Below are 18,583 nucleotides of genomic sequence, written 5' to 3' on the forward strand. Positions count from 1 at the left end.
GCGCAGCTTTACGTTCTTCTGAGTAGAAAGGCATGACCATACTCTTGCCGCCCCCGAATTGCTTTTAAAAAGGGGAGGACACGACAACTACCCTGACACCGGGGGCGCGCAGGACTTTGATCTGATTCTGATCGATACCCAGGGGGCTCGCTCCATCGTTTTAGAGGTGGCCTTGCTGGGTTCTCAAATGGCGGTTTCTCCAATTACGCCCGATATGTTGACCGCACGGGAGCTTCAGCGCGGGATGCTCCAGCTCTATCTGGACCTGGAACCGTTGGCTGCATTCGGTGCTGTTGAAACGATTCGGTGTGGTAATAAATGCTTAGATTTTCACAAATCAGTTAATCTCACTGGGTTGCGCTATAAGATTCACTGATTTTTGTGGTGTTGAGATCTTTTTCAAAAGTCGTATCACTACCTTCAGGGAGAGAATTTTGTGACTTTAGAGGCTCCGGATGTGCTTCCTGCCATCATTGATACCAGCAAGCCGCTGGGGCAGGCAGTCGTGGCAATGTTTAAAGGTGTTGAAGAGGAGCTTGAGGGGTACCCGCCAGGTGCCGTGAAAATCATCATTTTTGGCGGTGTTGCGGTACATCTGTATACTAATCATCGTGTTTCGGTAGACATTGACGGCGAAATTTTTCACTGTGATCGTTCACTGAACAAAAATCAGCTCATTGAGGGGCTTGGGGCGACGCCGGAGTCCTTCGTCGACCCTGCGGGGCGAACTCTTGCTCTGAACTACGACCTGACGTTCAATACGACGCTTGGGCCGCTGCACGAGGACTACCTTGATCGCGCGATTCGCCTTGAAGAGTTTGGCGATGAGTCACCCATTTATATTTTTATTGCTGCTCCATTGGATTTGGCTATCTCTAAGCTCGGGCGTGCTACCGAGCAAGACGTCGAAGATATTGAAAAGCTCTTGCGAATGGGGCTAATCTTGACCACAGATCTGAATCGGCTGGCGTTACAAGCTATTGACGTGTACGTTGGCAACAAGGAACCACCCCACTCGATCCTCAGGCGCATAATCGCGGATTATCTGGAGACTCACGATGACGACGAAGCGCCATAGCGCCACCGTCCTCTCGACTGAATTGGAACGGCTGGCGAGGCTGCCGCTAGATCAAGCTGATGACGCTGTCCTGGTGCGTGCCGCTCGTGCATTTTGGTACTCAGCGGATAGCCTGGAAACTGCACTCAACTCATTTTTGCATAAGCGCAGAAGCGATGTTGAGGTTAGGCGTGCTGGCTATCTTTTTGAGCGACTGACACAGTTCACTTGTGCTACGGATTCTCGCGTCTCCGAGGCAAATCGTGCTCTGAACCTTGTTGTGTCTCACAAGCCGAGCGATGTCGTTGCAACCAAAGGTCGAGTTGATCGGCTGGCGTTGTCTTGGGGTCTAGATAAAGGGTTGGGCTTGAAGGTTCAGGCACTAATGCCCTATCAGACAAGGCATTTCGAGGCTACACAACGAGAAATGCAAACAGCGTGATGTTGTGATGTTGAGTATTATAAAAACCGGTCATCGTGACCGGTTTTTTTGTATGCGCTTATTGAGTTGACAAAAGCGTAGATCGGGATACCCTACAGGCACACCTGAGGCGCGAATCGCGCCTCAGGTGTGCCTGTAGGGTATCCCGACCATACGAAATCGCGCCCTCAAAAAATACTGATTTGAGGACGTTATCTTTATTTTTGATTAAGCTGATGATCTGGAACAGATTTTTTTCAAATCTAAGCTCTTACCTATCAGATTTCAATGTCTGAGTTTGATGGTTTTTTCGGCGTTCCGATGAGATCTATAGGCGATCTATCTGCTAACGCGAACTTAAGTATAGCGTAGCTCATCTGGCTTTTATCGTAGATCTATAAATGCGTCGAAACTCATCCTTTCATCAAACTATCTGCCTGCTTATGGCTGCGGAAATCCCGTCTAGCGGGGTAGCGTCGAGTGGCTCGCCACTGATCAGAAATTGCGTCATATTCCGCGACAGGCAAGTTCCGCTCTTTCTTCTGAGTCTATAGGCGATCTCGTGCTCGGATTCTCACTTCTGAGTTAAATCTGCCTGCTACCGCCAGATAACGAGCAAAGCTTTCGCTAACGCTGTGGTACACGTCTTCTAAACGATGCGAACGCGCATCACGAAAACCGGTTTTCCAATCCTCGGAATAAGCGGCAGAAAATACCCACCTTGCTGGATTAGACCGGTAACACATGCGCCTCGCCCCTGAAATACGTTCATGGGGACTTGGACCAAGTGAGGTACGCACTGGAGGGTGTCCGGTAGCTGACGGGAACTGTCTGCTTTTCCTATAGTTCATTGATTTGCTGTGCTTTGACAAGCTAATCCAACGCGACTAACTTTCGTGGCGTGACGTATTCATGTACTCACGCTACGCAGCGTTTCTATGTCTCCACCACGGTTTTCGTTGCACCGTTGTGACTAACAGGTAGCAAATGACTGTTAATCATTGGGTCCCTGGTTCGAGTCCAGGTCGTGGAGCCAGATAGCGACATAAAGAGAAGCCTGCAGAGATGCAGGCTTTTTTTTGCCTTGGATTTGGCCGAGGTGATCAAAGCGCACAGCGTCACCAGCGCAGTCCTCACTCACTTAAGCGCCGCAAACGGCAAACGCTCCACCAGCGCCTGCGCAAGGTAACGGGCGAACACCGAAATGCGCTGGGGAATATGCCGCCGATGCTGATACACCGCAAAAATGTCAGCCTGCGGTGCGTGGTGATCGGTCAGTACCGCCTGCAGGCGACCGCTTTCAAGATACTGCTGCACATTCCAGCGCGACCGCAAAATCAATCCATGCCCGTCCAGCGCCAGGCTTAACGCAACCTCGCCATCATTACTCGACAGCGTGCCGCTGACCTTGTGTGAGTAATCCTGGCCGTCCTTACTGAAGCGCCAGATTGCATAGTCGCTGCCGAACTGGCGCAGAACGATGCAGTTGTGCTGCGCCAACTCCGCCACACGGGTCAGTGCCGGCATCGCTTCAAGGTAGGCCTTCGATGCGCAGAGGATGCGTGGGTTTTCCAGCAGACGAATGCCGACCAACCGTGAGTCCGGCGGCTCGCCCATGCACACGCCGATATCGAATTGATCGTCCAGCATGCTCAGTGGCTGGCTGGTCAGCTCCAGGGAAATCTCAAGCTCCGGGTGCAGCCTCGCGAAGCTCGATACCACAGGGGCGAGGTGCTGGCGCCCGAAACCCAGCGTGCCATTGATCCGCAACCGGCCTTGCAAGGTCGGCTGACGGCGACTCAGCGCGCTCTCCAGTTCTTCGAGCTGACGCAGAATCGGGCGACTTCCTTCCAGGTACAGCGCCCCTTCGGGGGTTAGCGACAATCGGCGTGTGGTGCGCAGTAATAACTGCACCCCGAGCCTGGCCTCTAACTGGCTGAGCCGTTTGCTCACGGCTGGCAGCGACAGCCCCAGATGGCGTGCCACCTCAGTCAGGCTGGCGCGGGTAGCCACCTGCTGAAAGAAACTCAGGTCATCGATCACGCTCATGGATTCTTTCCTAAAAACTAAGAATGGATTTACAGCAAGACTAATTATTAATCCATGAGCACTGCATACACTGAACGCCACGCCCCGATCAACCCAGGAGTCAAATTCATGAGCAAATCCCAGTACAAAATTGCAGTGATCCCCGGCGACGGCATTGGCAAGGAAGTGATGCCCGAAGGCGTACGTGTGCTCGACGCGGTGGCTGCCCGGTTCAACCTGGAACTGCAATGGGACTGGTTCGATTTCGCCAGCGCCGATTACTACCTGGCTCACGGCAAGATGATGCCGGACGACTGGTTCGACATCCTCAAGGGCTACGATGCGATCTACTTCGGTGCCGTGGGTTGGCCAGACGTGGTGCCTGACCACATTTCTCTGTGGGATTCGCTGCTGCAATTCCGTCGTGAATTCGACCAGTACGTCAACCTGCGCCCCTGCCGTCTCATGCCCGGCGTCAAGGCGCCACTGGCGAACCGCAAGCCCGGCGACATCGATTTCTGGGTGGTGCGCGAGAACACCGAAGGTGAGTATTCTAGTGTCGGCGGCAAAATGTTCCCCGGAACCGATCGTGAAATCGTGCTGCAGGAAACCGTGATGACCCGCGTCGGCGTCGACCGTATCCTCAAGTTCGCCTACGACCTGGCGCAAAGCCGTCCGAAGAAGCACCTGACCTCGGCCACCAAATCCAATGGCATCGCGATCACCATGCCCTACTGGGATGAGCGCGTGGTGGAGATGGGCAAAAAGTATCCCGACGTCAACGTCGACAAGTACCACATCGATATTCTTACCGCGAACTTCGTCCTGCATCCAGACTGGTTCGACGTGGTGGTGGCCAGCAACCTGTTCGGCGACATCCTTTCCGACCTGGGCCCTGCATGCACTGGCACGATCGGCATCGCCCCCTCGGCCAATATCAACCCGGAGCGCAACTTCCCGAGCCTGTTCGAGCCGGTGCATGGCTCGGCGCCCGACATCGCCGGAAAAGGCATCGCCAACCCCATCGGGCAGATCTGGTGCGGTGCGATGATGCTCGAACACCTGGGCCATCCCGAAGCCGGCGCCGCCGTGCTGACGGCGATTGAAACCGTGCTTGCGATGGGCCCGGAGCAGGCGCCCTTGACCGCCGACATCGGTGGCACCGGCAACACTGAATCCCTGGGCAAGGCCATCGCTGCTGCGGTCTGACGCCGAGAATAGCGTGCAATCTCCCATTCCCTCGGGAGATTGCTGCGCGCATACAACACGCCCCGTGTGCATTCACTCGGGCGCGGTCTCGCCTCCAATGTCCATCGCCTGTTCGTGCAAGGCAGCGATGAGGCTGCTTGCAACCGGGGTTCTCAGCCCGTTACGCAGCAGAATGATGCCCACCGCCGGTAACTCAATCGGCACCTCCAGCGGCAAGGTGTAACCCAGGCCTACGGACTCAAGGTACTGCGCGACTTTAGTGGCGAGGAAACACACGCAGCCTCTTTCCCGCATAAACGCCATCATCACCAAAAAGGACGAGGTTTCGATGATGTCAGCCGGTGGTTGCAATTTATGCTTGTAGAACATCTGGTTGAGCTTGACGCGCGAGGAGGCCCAAGCAGGGGGAACGACCCAGGGCAGCGTCGCCAGATGATGCCAAGTGGGTTTGGCCACTGCGGCCAGTGGATGATCGGCGGCAACCACGACGCGCATGGTGTCGGTGTATAACGCCTCGGTTTCCAGGTCCGGAGAGCTGTAGCCCGGCTCTAGGCGGCCCACGATGAAATCGAGCTCGCCGGTACGCAGCCTCGGTAGCAGGCGCGTGAGATCACCTTCCTCGATTGACACTGTCGTGTGTGGCGAGCTGAGCTTGAGGCGGCTGACAGCGCCGACCAACAATCCCGGCGTGGCGACCACCATTGCGCCGACACGGATACGGCCGGCTCCGCCGCTGGCGACAGAAGCGATGTCGTCACAGGTACGGTCAAAATCCACCAGCACCGAGCGCGCAAATCGGACCACTTGCTCGCCATAGGCCGTAGGCCGAGTGCCTCGCGTTGAGCGGACGAATAACTCAAGCCCGAACATCTTTTCGATTTCCGCCAGCGATTTGCTGACGGCGGGCTGGGTAAGCGACAAAAATTCCGCTGACCGCCCCAGATGACGGAATTCATCCAGCGCCACGACAAGCTGCAGATGCTTTAGCTTGAGGTTGGAGCGCAAAACCCTATCAATGTCGCTCACCTGCTTTATCTCCGGTCGAAGACGCTTAGATGTCAAAATGGTTATGAAGTATGTCTGCTTATTCATTGTTCAGCAATGAAGCTGCGAGTCAGTATCCAAGAACAAAAACAATGATCGGAGACAAGCAATGCGCACTCCTATGCCTACAAAACCGTTAAATGACGCCGTGGTGAAACAAGGCAAGAAATCCAACGCTCGTTGGGTTGTGGCCGCTCTGATGTGGTTTGCCATCGCCATCAACTACATCGACCGCACCGTGCTCTCGGTTGCCGCCCCCGAACTCATCAACGAGTTCAGCCTGACCCCCGAAATGATGGGGATCGTCTTGTCCGCGTTTTTCTGGTCCTACGCGCTGCTGCAAATCCCGGCGGGCTGGGTGGCTGATAAATTCGGGCAGAAAATGGGGCTTGGGATCGCCGTAGGCTCATGGTCGCTTGCCACGGCGGCGACAGGGCTTGCGACAGGTTTTGCATCCCTGGTTGGCCTGCGCGTGGCACTCGGGGTCGGTGAAGCCGGCGCTTATCCGGCCAACGCCGGGATCGCGTCAAAATGGTTCCCGGACAAGGAACGAGCAACTATTTCCGGGCTGTTTGACAGTGCCTCGAAATTCGGCGGTGCCGTGGCGATGCCGCTCATTGTGACGTTGATGATGGCGTTCGACTGGCGCATGACGTTTGTGATCGTGGGCCTGACCGGTCTGGTCTGGAGCCTGGTCTGGTGGTGGTATTTCTCGGACACCCCGGAGAAACACCGAAGCGCCAACGCCGCCGAGGTGGAATACATCCGAGGCGGGCAGACCCAGCAGCACGGTGTCGATGCGACCATCCCGATGAAATGGTTTGAGCTGCTCAAGTACCGCAATATCTGGGCGATGTGCCTGGGCTTCTTCACCATCAACTACATCTCTTACTTCTTCATCACCTGGTTGCCCACCTACCTTGTAAAAGAGCAGGGCATGGGCCTGCTGAAAATGGGCCTGGTCGCTTCGCTTCCGCTGATTTGCGGCCTGTTCGCCGAGATCGCTGCCGGATGGCTGTCCGACAGGGTGGTCCACAGCGGGCGCCTGTCGTTAACCGCGACACGCAAACTGTTTCTGATCGTGGGGCTTTCAATGGCGCTGTGTATCGGTCTGGCGCCGTTGACCACCTCGGTCGGGCTCACGGTATTGCTGCTGTGCATCGCAAAGGCTGGAACCACCGTCGCGGCCTCGCAAGTCTGGGCGCTGCCGGGTGATGTTGCGCCGAAGAACATGACCTCCACCGTCGCCGGATTGCAAAACATGGTGGCGAACTTCGGCGGCGTACTGGGGCCGGTGATTACCGGGTTTATCGTGGCCTCGACCGGCTCGTTCAAGATGGCCTTGGTCTTCTCGGCGGTGCTCGGAATGCTGGGCATCTTGAATTACGCCCTGCTGCTGAAGAAGGTCGAACCCATCGTTGCGCCCATGCCGACCGAGCCTCAGCACGGCCCTGCCTCTATCGCCGCTAAAGCCTGAAGCGCCGCTGCGTTTCAACGACACCGATGCCGTAATCTGGATGCCAGGACTGTTTTATGACGACTACCACGCCCCATGCCACTCACAGACTGATACGTCTGCATGCCAATGACAACGTGCTCATCGCTCGCCAATTGATCGGCCTGGGGGACGAGTTGCCTGAGCTGGGCGTACGCAGCCGGGCGCAAGTGCCGGCCGGGCACAAGATTGCAGCGCAGGACATCCTGTGCGGTGAACCCGTGCGTAAGTACGACACGATCATCGGTGTAGCGTCGCGCACTATCACCAAGGGCGAGCACGTTCACTCCCACAACATCGCACTCATCGATTTCGATCGAGACCCAGGCTTCTGTGAGGATGTGCGTGCGGTGGACTACGTTGCCCCCGAGAAACGCGCGACGTTCATGGGCATCGTGCGAGCAGACGGCCGCGTTGCCACGCGCAATTTCATCGGGTTGCTGTCGTCGGTGAACTGCTCGTCGACCGTGATCAAGAAGATCGCCGAACACTTCACGCCCGAGCGGCTCGCCGCTTACCCGAATGTCGATGGTGTCGTCGCATTCGCCCAGACCAGCGGGTGCGGCATGTCGTCCCCCAGCCCTCATTTCGACGTGCTGCAGCGCACCATTGCCGGGTACGCGCGCCACCCCAACCTGGCGGCCGTGCTGATCGTCGGGCTGGGTTGCGAGCGCAACCAGGTGGCCAACCTCGTCGATTCCCAGCAGTTGGTGCCCGATAGCCACCTGCGCACATTCGTGATGCAGGACACCGGCGGTACGCGTGCAACCATCGCTCAAGGCATTGCGGCAATCGAGGCGATGCTGCCCGAAGCCAACGCGGTCAAGCGCGTGCCGGTGAGTGCGGCGCACCTGAAGATCGGGCTGGAATGCGGCGGTTCCGATGGCTTTTCCGGCATCACCGCCAACCCGGCGTTGGGGGCGGCGATGGACATACTCGTGCGGCATGGCGGTACCGCGATTCTGTCGGAGACCCCCGAGATCCACGGTGTGGAGTACATGCTCACGCGTCGTGCGGTCAGTGTCGAGGTGGGCCAGAAGCTACTGGACCGGCTGGCCTGGTGGGAAGAATACACACGTGGTCAGAACGGGCAGTTCAATGGCGTCGTAGGCCCCGGTAATCAGGCTGGAGGTCTGGCCAATATCTTCGAAAAATCCCTGGGGTCTGCCATGAAAGGCGGCACCACTCCGTTGCAGGCGGTGTACGAGTATGCCGAGCCGATTGACAAGGCCGGCTTCGTGTTCATGGACTCACCGGGCTACGACCCTGTCGCGGCAACCGGTCAAATCGCCAGTGGTGCAAACCTCATTTGCTTCACCACGGGCAGGGGCTCGATGTTCGGCAGCAAGCCTGCGCCAACGATCAAGCTCGCCAGCAATACCCCGATGTTCACCCGCCTGGAAGAGGACATGGATATTAACTGCGGCCTCATTCTTGACGGTGAGTTGTCGGTTGAGCAGATGGGCGAACGCATCTTCGAACACATTTTGCAGGCGGCTTCAGGCGCCTCGACCAAGAGCGAATTGTTGGGGCTTGGGGATCACGAGTTTGTGCCCTGGCACCTGGGCATCGTCAGTTGATCCAACCCCTTTGCACACACTTAAGGAACCTCGGCATGAACCTGAAACTGACCCGCACTGACCTGATTCGAACGCAGAATTTCATTGGCGGCCAATGGCACACCCGAGATCCAGAGGCGCTGTTGACGGTCACCAACCCGGCCGACGACAGCTATATCGCCCAAGTGCCCGACAGCAACGCGATTGACGCCCGTGCCGCCGTCGATGCCGCTCATTCGGCGTTTGCCGCGTGGCGAAACACCCCTGCCAAACAGCGCGCGCAATTGATCAAACGCTGGAACGCGCTGATCCTGGAGCATCAAGAAGACCTGGGCCGGCTCATCTCGCTGGAGCAGGGCAAGCCGCTGGCAGAGGGGCGCGGCGAAGTGGTCTACGCCGCCAGCTATGTCGAGTGGTTTGCCGAGGAAGCGACGCGCGCGTATGGCGATGTGATCCCGGCGCCGGTCTCGGGTCGACGCATGACGGCAATCAAGGAGCCGGTTGGCGTGGTCGCAGCGATCACCCCTTGGAATTTCCCGGCGGCGATGATTGCCCGCAAGATCGCGCCAGCATTGGCAGCCGGTTGCACCGTGGTCTGCAAGCCTGCCGAAGACACGCCACTGACGTCCCTGGCGCTTGTGCGCCTGGCTGAGGAAGCCGGCTTTCCGCCAGGAACACTCAACATCGTCACCGCTTCGCGTGAGCGTACGCCCGAAGTCGTCAACGCTTGGCTGGCTGATTCACGGGTGCGCAAGATCACCTTTACCGGGTCGACGCCGGTGGGCAAACACCTGGCCCGCATGTCAGCCGACACCTTGAAAAAGTGCTCGCTCGAACTGGGCGGCAATGCCCCCTTCATCGTGTTTGACGATGCGGACCTCGACGCTGCCGTGGACGGCCTCATGGTCTCCAAGTTTCGTAATGGCGGCCAGACCTGCGTGTGCCCCAATCGGATCTATGTGCAAAGCGCGGTTCACGATCAATTTGTTGAAAAGCTGGTGGCCAGAGTCAGCGCGCTGAAGGTTGGGCCAGCTTCCCACAGTGATTCGCAGATTGGTCCGATGATCAACGCGCGCGCCATCGACAAGATCGCACGCCACGTAGATGACGCCGTTGCAAAAGGCGCAGCCATCGCCACTGGCGGTCGACCTGTGCGCGACGCTGTCGCCGACGGTCCGAACTACTACGCGCCGACCGTGTTGATCAATGCGACCGCGCAGATGGAACTCTGTAATGAAGAAACCTTTGGTCCGGTGGCGCCCATCTTCCGCTTCACGACTGAAGCGCAAGTGATCGAACTGGCCAACGACACGCCCTTTGGGTTGGCGGCCTACTTTTATACCCAGGACGTCAAACGCGTCTGGCGCGTAGCCGAGGCGTTGGAGTCGGGCATCGTGGGCATCAACGAAGGCGCTCTTGCCGCAGAGGCTGCACCGTTCGGGGGGGTCAAAGAGTCGGGGTATGGCCGTGAGGGTTCACGCTACGGCCTGGAGGATTACATGCACATCAAATACCTGTGCCAGGGCGGCCTGAACTAGTTCCGACAAAAACAACAGAGGAGTAGAGACCATCATGGCAAACCCGTTCAAGACCGCGCTTTCGCGAGGCGATAAGCAGATTGGCCTGTGGCTTTCACTGGCCAATGCCTACAGTGCCGAAATTTGCGCCACAGCCGGCTTCCAGTGGGTGTTGATCGACGGTGAACACGCGCCAAACGACGTGCGCAGCACACTGGCACAGTTGCAGGCCATCGCGCCTTACCCGTCCCACCCCGTGGCCCGTACGGTCGATGGCAATCCGGCAATGATCAAACAGCTGCTCGACATTGGCGTTCAAACATTGCTGGTGCCCATGGTCGATACCGCCGAGCAAGCCATCACTCTGGCGGCCGCGACCCGCTACCCGCCGCAAGGCACAAGAGGCGTCGGTGCAGCGGCAGCGCGTGCTTCGCGTTGGGGCGGCCACACGGACTACCTGGAGACAGCCAATGACGATGTGTGCTTACTGGTGCAGGCAGAATCCAGGGTTGCACTTGAGAACCTCGAAGCCATCTGCGCCGTCGACGGCGTGCATGGCGTGTTCATTGGGCCGGCTGATCTAGCCGCGTCCATGGGGCACCGTGGGCATCCTGAGCACCCTGACGTGCAGCTAGCGATAGAGACAGCCATACGCACCATTGTGGCCAGTGGCAAAGCCGCTGGCACGCTGACCGGCGATGCCAAACTCGCTCGGCACTATCTCGAACTGGGCGCCAGCTTCGTCGCCGTGGGGCTGGATCTGACCCTGTTGGCACGGGCGACCCGCGGGTTGGCAAACGACTTTGGTCTTGGCGCCATATCGGCATCCCCCGTTAGCGGTGCCTCACCTTACTGACTTTAGGTAGCGATACCGCATTTTGTAATTTTGGCTCTTGAATTTTTCGACGCTGAACCTACATAGGCGGTACGCGATGCCACATCCGGGTCGCGAGTTAAATCACTTGGAGAACACTCAGGAGATTTTGCTATGGCTACTACTACTTCGTTGGCACCTCTGTTTCGCCACTCCGTTGGCTTTGACCGGTTCAACGACCTGTTCGAATCGGCGCTGCGCAGCGAGGCCGGTACGGCTTACCCATTGCACAACGTCGAGAAGCTGAGCGATGACCACTATCGGGTCGTCATCTCGGCCGCTGGCATGGCGCAGGACGACCTGGACATCCAGGTGGAAAAAGGCGTGTTGACCGTCTCCGGCAGCAAGCGTGAGCAAAGGGATGACATCACCTACCTGCATCAAGGGATCGTACAGCGCGCATTCCGCTTGTCGTTCCGCCTGGACGACCACATCGAAGTGCAGGGTGCACGGCTTTCCAATGGCCTGCTGAGCATTGATTTGCTCAGGGCTGTACCGGAGGAGGCCAAGCCAAAACGCATTGCGATTGAGGGCGGCGAAAAAGCTGAACCCAAATCGATCAGCGAGCAGTAACCTGAAATGAACAAAGGCGCTCTTCGGAGCGCCTTTGTTCGTGTTCCAAAGCCTAGCGTGTGTAATTTGCCTGGGCGCCCAGCTCGGCCCCACGCCCCTCCCACTTGGCAATCACCAACGGCGCCAACGCATTACCCAGCACATTCAATGCAGTGGTCGGCATCTCCATCAACCGATACACCCCGGCGATAAACGCGATGCCTTCCAACGGCAAGCCCGCACTGGCCAAGGTGGCTGACAGGATCACAAACATAAACCCTGGCACGCCAGCCGCGCCCTTGGAGGTGAGCACCATGGTCACCACCAGCAGTGCCTGGTCACCCAGGCTCAGGTCGATGCCGTACAGCTGCGCCACAAACAAGGTGCCGATGCCGAGGAACAGCGAGGCACCATCCAGGTTGAATGAGTAACCCACCGGCACCACAAAGCTCACCAACGAAGGCGGTACGCCGTAGGTTTCAAGCTTCTTCATCAGTTGCGGCATCACCGACGCCGAGCTGGCGGTGGAGAAGGCCAGTATCAGTTCGTCCTTGATATGCCGCATCAGGGCGAACAGGTTGATCCCACACAGGCGCGCCACCAGGTTGAGCACCACCAATACGAAGAATGCGATGGCCACGTAGCTGACCAGGATCAGCTTGGCCAGCGGCAGCAGCGAGCCGAAACCGAAATTGGCGACGGTGACGCTGATCATGCCGAACACGCCGATGGGCGAATAGGCCATGATCATTGAAGTGACCTTGAACATCGCATCCGACACACCGCGCAACAGGGCGATCACCGGGTCCTTGCGTTCGGCAGGCAAGCGCGCCACGCCCAAGCCGAACATCACCGCAAAAAACAGCACCGACAGCAAGCTGCCTTGGGCCATGGCGTTGATCACGTTGTCAGGGATGATGCCGACGATGATTTGCCCCAAGCTATGCCCGCCGCCGTTGCTGGTGGGTAGCGTGATATTGGCCGCATGCAGGCTGGACAGCTCGGTGCCGGCGCCCGGCTTGAGCAGGTTGCCCAGCACCAACCCGACGATGATCGCCAAGGTGGTGATGCAGAAAAAATAACCCAGGGAGCGCACGCCAATGCGGCCCAGGGATTTGCCGTCACCGTGCCCTGCAATGCCCACCACCATGCAGGCAAATACGATGGGCACCACGATCATCTTCATCAGCTTGATGAAAATATCGCCCGCCGGTTGCAGCAGGTTGTCCACCAGCCATGGCCGGGACTCGGGGAAACGGTGCAGCAGGGCACCGATGGCGATGCCGGCGAGCAAGCCGATCATGATTTGCCAGACCAGCGCGATACGGGGCGTATGCATGGGAATGCCTCATTTGAGATCAATGATTTTTAAGTTGTTGTTCTAGGCAGTCAAAAGGCGGCCATCCGTTGGCCACCGGGTGTAGCGAGTAGCCGTCAGCGCAGGTCGTGGCATGCGTCTTTGAGGCGGCGGCAACCTTCTTCGATCACGTCCAGGCTGCTGGCGAACGACAGGCGCACATAGGGCGACATGCCGTACGCCGCACCGCTGACCGTGGCCAGGCCGTAGTCGCGCAGCAGGTAGTCCACCAACTGCGTGTCGCTTTCCAGGTGGTCACCGTGGGGGGTGAGCTTGCCCATCAGCGCGCTGACATTGGCGAACACATAGAACGCACCGTCCGGCGGTGTGAAGCTCACGCCGGGAACGTCCGCCAGCAGCGCCAACATGCGTGTACGGCGTTGTTGGTATTGCTCGCGCATCCCGGCAATGGGCGCTTGGTCACCGGCAAACGCCGCCACCGCCGCCGCCTGGCTCAGGGAGCTGGGGCAGGTGGTGGTTTGCGACAGCAGTTTGGCGATGGCCGCGATCAGCCAGGCCGGGCCTGCACCAAAGCCCAGTCGCCAGCCGGTCATGGCATAGCCTTTGGAAGCGCCGTTGACGATCAGGGTGCGCGGTTTGAGGTCTGGTGCGATGCGCGTCAGTGGCACGTGGTGGGCATCGCCGTAGACGAAGTGCTCATAGATTTCGTCGGCCATGATCAGCACATGGGGATGGCGGCGCAAGACCTGCGCCAATGCTAGCAGCTCTGTTTCGTTGTACACGGCGCCGCTGGGGTTGTTCGGGCTGTTGAGGATCACCCACTTGGTGCGCGGGGTGATCGCCTGTTCCAGTGCCTCGGGTGACAGCTTGAAGCCCAGGCGTTCGTCACCGGGGATGATCACCGGCGTGGCATCGTTCAGCCGTGCGATGTCCGGGTACGACACCCAATACGGCGTGTGCACGATGACTTCATCCCCGCGATTCAAGGTGGCCGCCAGCGCGTGATAGATGATGTGCTTGCCGCCGCAACCGGCCACCACTTCGTCCAGGCCGTAGGCCAGGTCGTTGTCGCGCTGCAGCTTGAGGCAGATCGCTTGGCGCAACGCCAGGGTGCCGGTGGTGGGGGTGTAATGGGTGTCGCCGCTGTGCATCGCCAGGTGTGCGGCGTCGAGGATATGGGCGGGGGTGTCGAAGTCCGGCTCGCCCACGGTGAAGTTGACGATATCGCGGCCCTGGGCGCGCAACTCGGTCACCAATGCGTTGGCGGCAATGCTGGGGGAGGGCGCGATGCCCAGCACGCGGTCCGACAAAAAGTGCTTCATTGCGCCAGCCCTGCGTTGACCAATACCTTGTCGATCCAGCTCTGGCGTACGGCACCGCTGGCAATCTCAGCTTTCACGGCTTCTTCGTGCTCGGCGTGTTGGGCGGCACGGCGCAGCACTTCGGCCGCGTCGGCCTGGGAGAACGCCACCAGGCCGTCCTCATCACCCACCAGTACGTCGCCGGGGTTGATCAACATGCCGCCGATGCACACCGGCACGTTCACCTCGCCGGGGCCGGTCTTGTAGGGGCCGGTGTGCACTACGGCGCGGGCGTAGCAAGGCGTGTCTTCAAAACTGGCGACATCACGGATCGCGCCGTCGATCACAAAGCCTACGCAACCGCGTTGCTGGGCGTACAGCTTGACCAACTCGCCGATCACCGCGTTGTTGGTATCGCCCTGGCCGTCCACCACCAGCACGTGGCCCGGTTGCATCAGGCTCATGGCTTTGTAGATCAGCAGGTTGTCACCGGGGCGGGTCTTCACGGTGATCGCCGTGCCCACCAGCTTGCCGCTGCGGTTGTAGCGCGTCAGGCCACGGGCGCCGATGTGGCGGCCGAGGTTGTCGCTGATGTGGGGTGTGACGACATGGGCGAACGCCTCCAGCAGTTCGGCCGGGGCCATCGGCGCGTTGGGCAGGATGCGTGAACCGGGCAAGGACATGGCAAATCTCCAGAATCGTTGGATAGCGAAGGGCGATGACCGGATCTTAGAAGTGATGATCGGAGAGTTTTAGCGATATTTTATGATGTGTTAGCATCGCTTTTTTTCATGACTGGCCTGCCATGATCACCTTCAAGCAAATCGACGCGCTGTACTGGATCGCCGAACTGGGCAGCTTTGAAGCGGCGGCCAACAAGCTGAACATGTCGCAGTCGGCCATCTCCAAGCGCATCCAGGAGCTGGAAGACACCTTTGATGTGGAGATCTTCGACCGCAGCAAACGCAACGCCCGGCTGACGGAAAAGGGCGGCGAACTGCTGGACTACGCCCGCGACCTACTCAACAGCCGTGACCAGTTGCTCGAACGGGTCAGCGCCCGCGAGGTGCTGGTGCGCAGGTTCCGCCTGGGGGTCACCGAACTCACCGCCCTGACCTGGTTGCCAGCCTTGGTGGAAGCGCTGCGCCAGGCTTACCCCAAGGTGCAGATCGAACCCTCGGTGGAGCTCAGCAGCGAGCTGTTTCGCAAGCTGGAAAGCGACCAGTTGGACCTGGTGATCGTGCCCGACGTGTACAGCGACCCGCGCTTTCACAGCACGCCGCTGCAATGCGTGGAAAACGCCTGGATGTGTTCCCCCGGGCTGATCCCGGACGCCGACCCCATCAGCCTGGAAACCCTGGCCAGCTACACCGTGCTCACCCAGGGCTCGCAGTCGGGCACGGGGATGATCTACGAGCGCTGGCTGGCCGCGCACAACATCCAACTGCCGCGCACCCTCACCAGCCACAACCTGCTGGTGCAGGCGGGGCTTGCGTTGTCGGGGATTGGCGTGAGTTACCTGCCGGTGGGGTGCCTGTCCCATTTGATCGAACAAGGCACCTTGCGTGCCCTGGTCACCCAACCGGCACTGCCGGATATCCAGTACGTGGCGTTGCACCGGGTGGACCGCCAGTTTGGCCTGAACCAGGACGTGGCCAGGTTGGCTCAGGCGTGCTGTGATTTTTCGCGGTTGTTGTTCTAAAAAAGCAGTCAGTTGAGCGCAACACGGCTTGTGTGGTGAGCGGGCAGTCATCTTTTAACTGAAGGGTAAGCGCCATCGCGCTTACCAGCGATAGGTCAACGAGCTGACCAACTGCCGCTCATCCCCATACCGGCAAATCGCGAATTCGCAGTAGGTGTAGCGCTTGTTGGTGACGTTGTTGGCATTGAGCGCGACCTCCCAGTGCGGGTCGATCTCATAGCTGGCGCGGGCGTCGTACAAGGTGTAGGCAGGCATCGATGACGGCACGCCGGAGGCCTGGGTGGTGCCTTTATAACGTGCGCCGCCGCCAATGCGCAGTTGTGGCACGCCCAGTGCGGCCAGGCGGTAGTCGGCCCATAGGGCGGCTTGGTGATAAGGGGTGTCTTCGCTGCGCTGGCCGATTTCGCTGGCGATATCGCTTTTGGTGATGCGTGCGTCGATGTAGGCGTAGGACGCGATCACGCTGAGGTTGGCGGTGACCTCAGTCTTGGCTTCCAGCTCAAAGCCTCGGGAGCGCACTTCGCCGACCTGCACCGAATAATTGCTATCGGTACGGTCCTGGCTCAGTACGTTTTTCTGCTCCAGCTGGTACACCGCCGCACTCAGCAGGGTGGCGCTGCCTTCGGGCTGGTAGCGGATACCGATTTCATACTGCCGGCCTTCAGTGGGCACAAAGCTTTGCTCGGCTTTGTTGGCACCTGCCACCGGAAAGAACGATTCGCTGTAGCTGATATACGGCGCCAGGCCATTGTCGGCCTTGTACACCAGGCCTGCGCGCCACGTGGTGGCTTCATCGCTTTTACCGCTATCGGCCCCATTGCGGAAGAGCTCGGTGTGCTGGTCCGCCCAGTCATGCCGCCCGCCCAGCAGCAGAATCCAACGCTCATCGAACTTGATCTGGTCCTGGAAATAGATGCCTTTTTGCAGGGTGTCGATCTGTGAGCCACGGTCGGTGGCCGGGTTTTTATTCACTACTACAGGCTGGCCATATTGGTAGGTCGCCAGGTTCAGCGGCTGAGCTGTACCCCGGAAGTTGTGGGAGTCGTAGCTGGTGTCATAACCATCGAAGCCCAACAGGAACGTGTGCTGCCAGTCGCCGAACTGCCATTTGCTCTCGACATTGGTATCGCTGGCCAGGCCGCGGGAGCGTTCTTCGCGGTCGCTGTATTGGCGACGCAGGATGCCCGTGGTTTGCGCGCTGGCGATGTTGGTGCCGGCGATGTTGACCTGCAGGTAGCGCCAGGTCACATCCGATTGGTAGTAGCGCAGCTTGTGGCTGATGCGCGTGTGTTCATCGAAGCGGTGCTCGAACTCGTAACCGAGCGCCGACATCTCGCCGTTCATTTCGTCGTAGTCGGGCTCGCCGATAAAGTCATGGCGACCGATCTGGAACCTGCCGCTGCCCACGCCTTTGGTGAGTTGATAGGGCAGGGGCGCGGAGAAGCCGGTCTCGGTCTTCTGGTAGAACGACAGCAGGGTCAGCGAAGTGTCGTCATCGGGGCGCCAGGTGAGGGTCGGGGCCACATAGACTTTGTCGTTGTTGATGTGGTCGGCGGCGGTGTCGCTTTTGCGATCCAGCAGGGTCAGGCGATAGCTCAGGGTATCGCTGTCGCCGACTGGGCCGGTGAAGTCGGCGGACAGCTGCTTGCGGTTGTTCTGCCCGGCTTGGAGGTTGATCTCATGGTAGGGCGTTTGGCTTGGGCGTTTGCTCACGGTGTTGATCAAACCGCCCGGTGACAGTTGGCCGTAGAGCACCGACGCCGCACCGCGGATCACCTCGGCGCGTTCCAGGCCATAGGGTTCCTGCACGCCGTCATAGGAGTTGTTTTGCAGGCGCAGGCCATCGCGCAGGGAGCCGCCGGTGGCCGATTCCACATCGAAGCCGCGAATGCGGAAACGGTCGGAGGTGCGGTTGAAACTGGTGGGCTGGCTGGTAAAGCCCGGCGTGAGGTCGAGGGTTTGCGACAGGGTTTCCGATTGGCGGTCGCGGATCTCGTCGCTGGTGACCACCGACAGCGATTGCGGGGTCTCGATGATCGGTGTGTCGGTCTTGGTGGCGCTGAGGTTGCGCGTGGCCACGTAGCCTTTGACGTGTTCGGTGCTGCTTTCTTCACTCCGGCCGGTGATTGCGGTCGGGCCCAACTCCAGGGAGCCTGTGGTGTTGAGCGGCACCAGCACATACCCGTTGGCGCCTTGCACCGCCTGCAAACCGCTGCCGCGCAGCAATTGGGCAAAACCCTGGGTCACCGGGAATTCACCTTGCAGGCCGGCGGTATTCAGGCCGGCGACGGTCTGGCTGTCGAACAGCAGCGCCACATGGGCCTGCTGGGCAAACAGGTTCAACGCCGGGCCCAAGGGGCCGGCAGCGATGGCATAACGCGCCGCTTCTTGTGCGGCCACCGGGCTGCTGATGGCCAAGCTCAGGGCCGTCAGGCTGGCCAGGTTGATCGCCAGGGCGAGGGGCAAGGGGGAACGCTTGAGGTGGCGCGGCATGGAAGAAATTCCT

At 59.3% G+C, this 18,583-nt stretch carries 15 protein-coding genes and 1 pseudogene; 10 read left to right on the plus strand and 6 right to left on the minus strand.

Translation table 11 applies throughout. The annotated features are described in order from the left end of the window. Window positions 1-112: 112 nt before the first annotated feature. From ACLD1Y_RS22725 to ACLD1Y_RS22735, 3 genes and pseudogenes are all read left to right on the plus strand, one after another. Window positions 113-289: pseudogene (locus tag ACLD1Y_RS22725) on the plus strand (ParA family protein); the annotation flags it as partial. Window positions 290-436: 147 nt separating this feature from the next. Beyond that, a complete protein-coding gene (locus tag ACLD1Y_RS22730) occupies window positions 437-1,078 on the plus strand; it encodes a DUF6036 family nucleotidyltransferase (protein ID WP_429480041.1) in 642 nt (213 codons plus the stop codon). Then, window positions 1,059-1,499 (plus strand): hypothetical protein, encoded by a 441-nt coding sequence (locus ACLD1Y_RS22735; RefSeq protein WP_429480042.1) that lies wholly within the window; start codon window positions 1,059-1,061, stop codon window positions 1,497-1,499. The genes ACLD1Y_RS22730 and ACLD1Y_RS22735 overlap by 20 nt, the downstream gene beginning before the upstream one ends. Window positions 1,500-2,615: 1,116 nt before the next feature. On the opposite strand, the gene ACLD1Y_RS22740 is transcribed toward ACLD1Y_RS22735, so the two are convergent. Next, window positions 2,616-3,527: a LysR substrate-binding domain-containing protein gene (locus ACLD1Y_RS22740; protein ID WP_429480043.1), complete on the minus strand. Its 912-nt coding sequence runs from the start codon at window positions 3,525-3,527 to the stop codon at window positions 2,616-2,618. 108 nt (window positions 3,528-3,635) lie between these two features. On the opposite strand from ACLD1Y_RS22740, the gene ACLD1Y_RS22745 reads away from it, so the two are divergent. Beyond that, the gene (locus ACLD1Y_RS22745; protein WP_135289673.1) at window positions 3,636-4,715 is read left to right on the plus strand and encodes a tartrate dehydrogenase; all 1,080 of its coding nucleotides are present in this window, start codon (window positions 3,636-3,638) and stop codon (window positions 4,713-4,715) included. Between the two features lie 72 nt (window positions 4,716-4,787). Here ACLD1Y_RS22745 and ACLD1Y_RS22750 read toward each other — a convergent pair whose 3' ends face one another. After that, a complete protein-coding gene (locus ACLD1Y_RS22750) occupies window positions 4,788-5,741 on the minus strand; it encodes a LysR substrate-binding domain-containing protein (protein WP_429480044.1) in 954 nt (317 codons plus the stop codon). Window positions 5,742-5,868: 127 nt separating this feature from the next. On the opposite strand from ACLD1Y_RS22750, the gene ACLD1Y_RS22755 reads away from it, so the two are divergent. The 5 genes from ACLD1Y_RS22755 to ACLD1Y_RS22775 all read left to right on the plus strand — a co-directional run bounded on the left by ACLD1Y_RS22755 (window position 5,869) and on the right by ACLD1Y_RS22775 (window position 11,777). Next, window positions 5,869-7,236: an MFS transporter gene (locus ACLD1Y_RS22755; protein WP_429480045.1), complete on the plus strand. Its 1,368-nt coding sequence runs from the start codon at window positions 5,869-5,871 to the stop codon at window positions 7,234-7,236. A 56-nt stretch (window positions 7,237-7,292) separates the two neighbouring features. Beyond that, window positions 7,293-8,834 (plus strand): UxaA family hydrolase, encoded by a 1,542-nt coding sequence (locus ACLD1Y_RS22760; RefSeq protein ID WP_429480046.1) that lies wholly within the window; start codon window positions 7,293-7,295, stop codon window positions 8,832-8,834. A 35-nt stretch (window positions 8,835-8,869) separates the two neighbouring features. Beyond that, entirely contained in the window at window positions 8,870-10,351 is a 1,482-nt protein-coding gene (locus ACLD1Y_RS22765; RefSeq protein ID WP_429480047.1) for an NAD-dependent succinate-semialdehyde dehydrogenase, read from the plus strand. A 34-nt stretch (window positions 10,352-10,385) separates the two neighbouring features. Continuing rightward, a complete protein-coding gene (gene hpaI, locus ACLD1Y_RS22770) occupies window positions 10,386-11,186 on the plus strand; it encodes a 4-hydroxy-2-oxoheptanedioate aldolase (protein ID WP_429480048.1) in 801 nt (266 codons plus the stop codon). A gap of 132 nt (window positions 11,187-11,318) precedes the next feature. Further along, window positions 11,319-11,777: an Hsp20 family protein gene (locus ACLD1Y_RS22775; protein WP_429480049.1), complete on the plus strand. Its 459-nt coding sequence runs from the start codon at window positions 11,319-11,321 to the stop codon at window positions 11,775-11,777. Between the two features lie 52 nt (window positions 11,778-11,829). Here the strand turns inward: ACLD1Y_RS22775 and ACLD1Y_RS22780 are convergent, their stop codons facing one another. The 3 genes from ACLD1Y_RS22780 to ACLD1Y_RS22790 form a co-directional block, all read right to left on the minus strand. Further along, complete coding sequence (locus tag ACLD1Y_RS22780; RefSeq protein ID WP_429480050.1) at window positions 11,830-13,095, minus strand: cation:dicarboxylate symporter family transporter; 1,266 nt, start codon at window positions 13,093-13,095, stop codon at window positions 11,830-11,832. A 95-nt stretch (window positions 13,096-13,190) separates the two neighbouring features. Continuing rightward, window positions 13,191-14,396, minus strand: a complete 1,206-nt coding sequence (locus ACLD1Y_RS22785; protein WP_429480051.1) for a pyridoxal phosphate-dependent aminotransferase — start codon at window positions 14,394-14,396, stop codon at window positions 13,191-13,193. After that, on the minus strand, window positions 14,393-15,058 hold the full coding sequence (locus ACLD1Y_RS22790; protein ID WP_429480052.1) for an RraA family protein: 666 nt from the start codon (window positions 15,056-15,058) through the stop codon (window positions 14,393-14,395). Before ACLD1Y_RS22790 ends, ACLD1Y_RS22785 begins: the two co-directional genes overlap by 4 nt. Window positions 15,059-15,180: 122 nt before the next feature. Here ACLD1Y_RS22790 and ACLD1Y_RS22795 point away from each other — a divergent pair, with 122 nt between their 5' ends. Continuing rightward, window positions 15,181-16,077: a LysR family transcriptional regulator gene (locus ACLD1Y_RS22795; protein ID WP_429480053.1), complete on the plus strand. Its 897-nt coding sequence runs from the start codon at window positions 15,181-15,183 to the stop codon at window positions 16,075-16,077. Between the two features lie 81 nt (window positions 16,078-16,158). Here the strand turns inward: ACLD1Y_RS22795 and ACLD1Y_RS22800 are convergent, their stop codons facing one another. Next, window positions 16,159-18,570, minus strand: coding sequence for a TonB-dependent siderophore receptor (locus ACLD1Y_RS22800; protein WP_429480054.1), 2,412 nt, complete (start codon window positions 18,568-18,570; stop codon window positions 16,159-16,161). Window positions 18,571-18,583: the final 13 nt, after the last annotated feature.

Origin of the sequence: Pseudomonas sp. 18175 (assembly GCF_050432925.1) — a bacterium.
In the GTDB taxonomy this organism is placed as follows: domain Bacteria; phylum Pseudomonadota; class Gammaproteobacteria; order Pseudomonadales; family Pseudomonadaceae; genus Aquipseudomonas.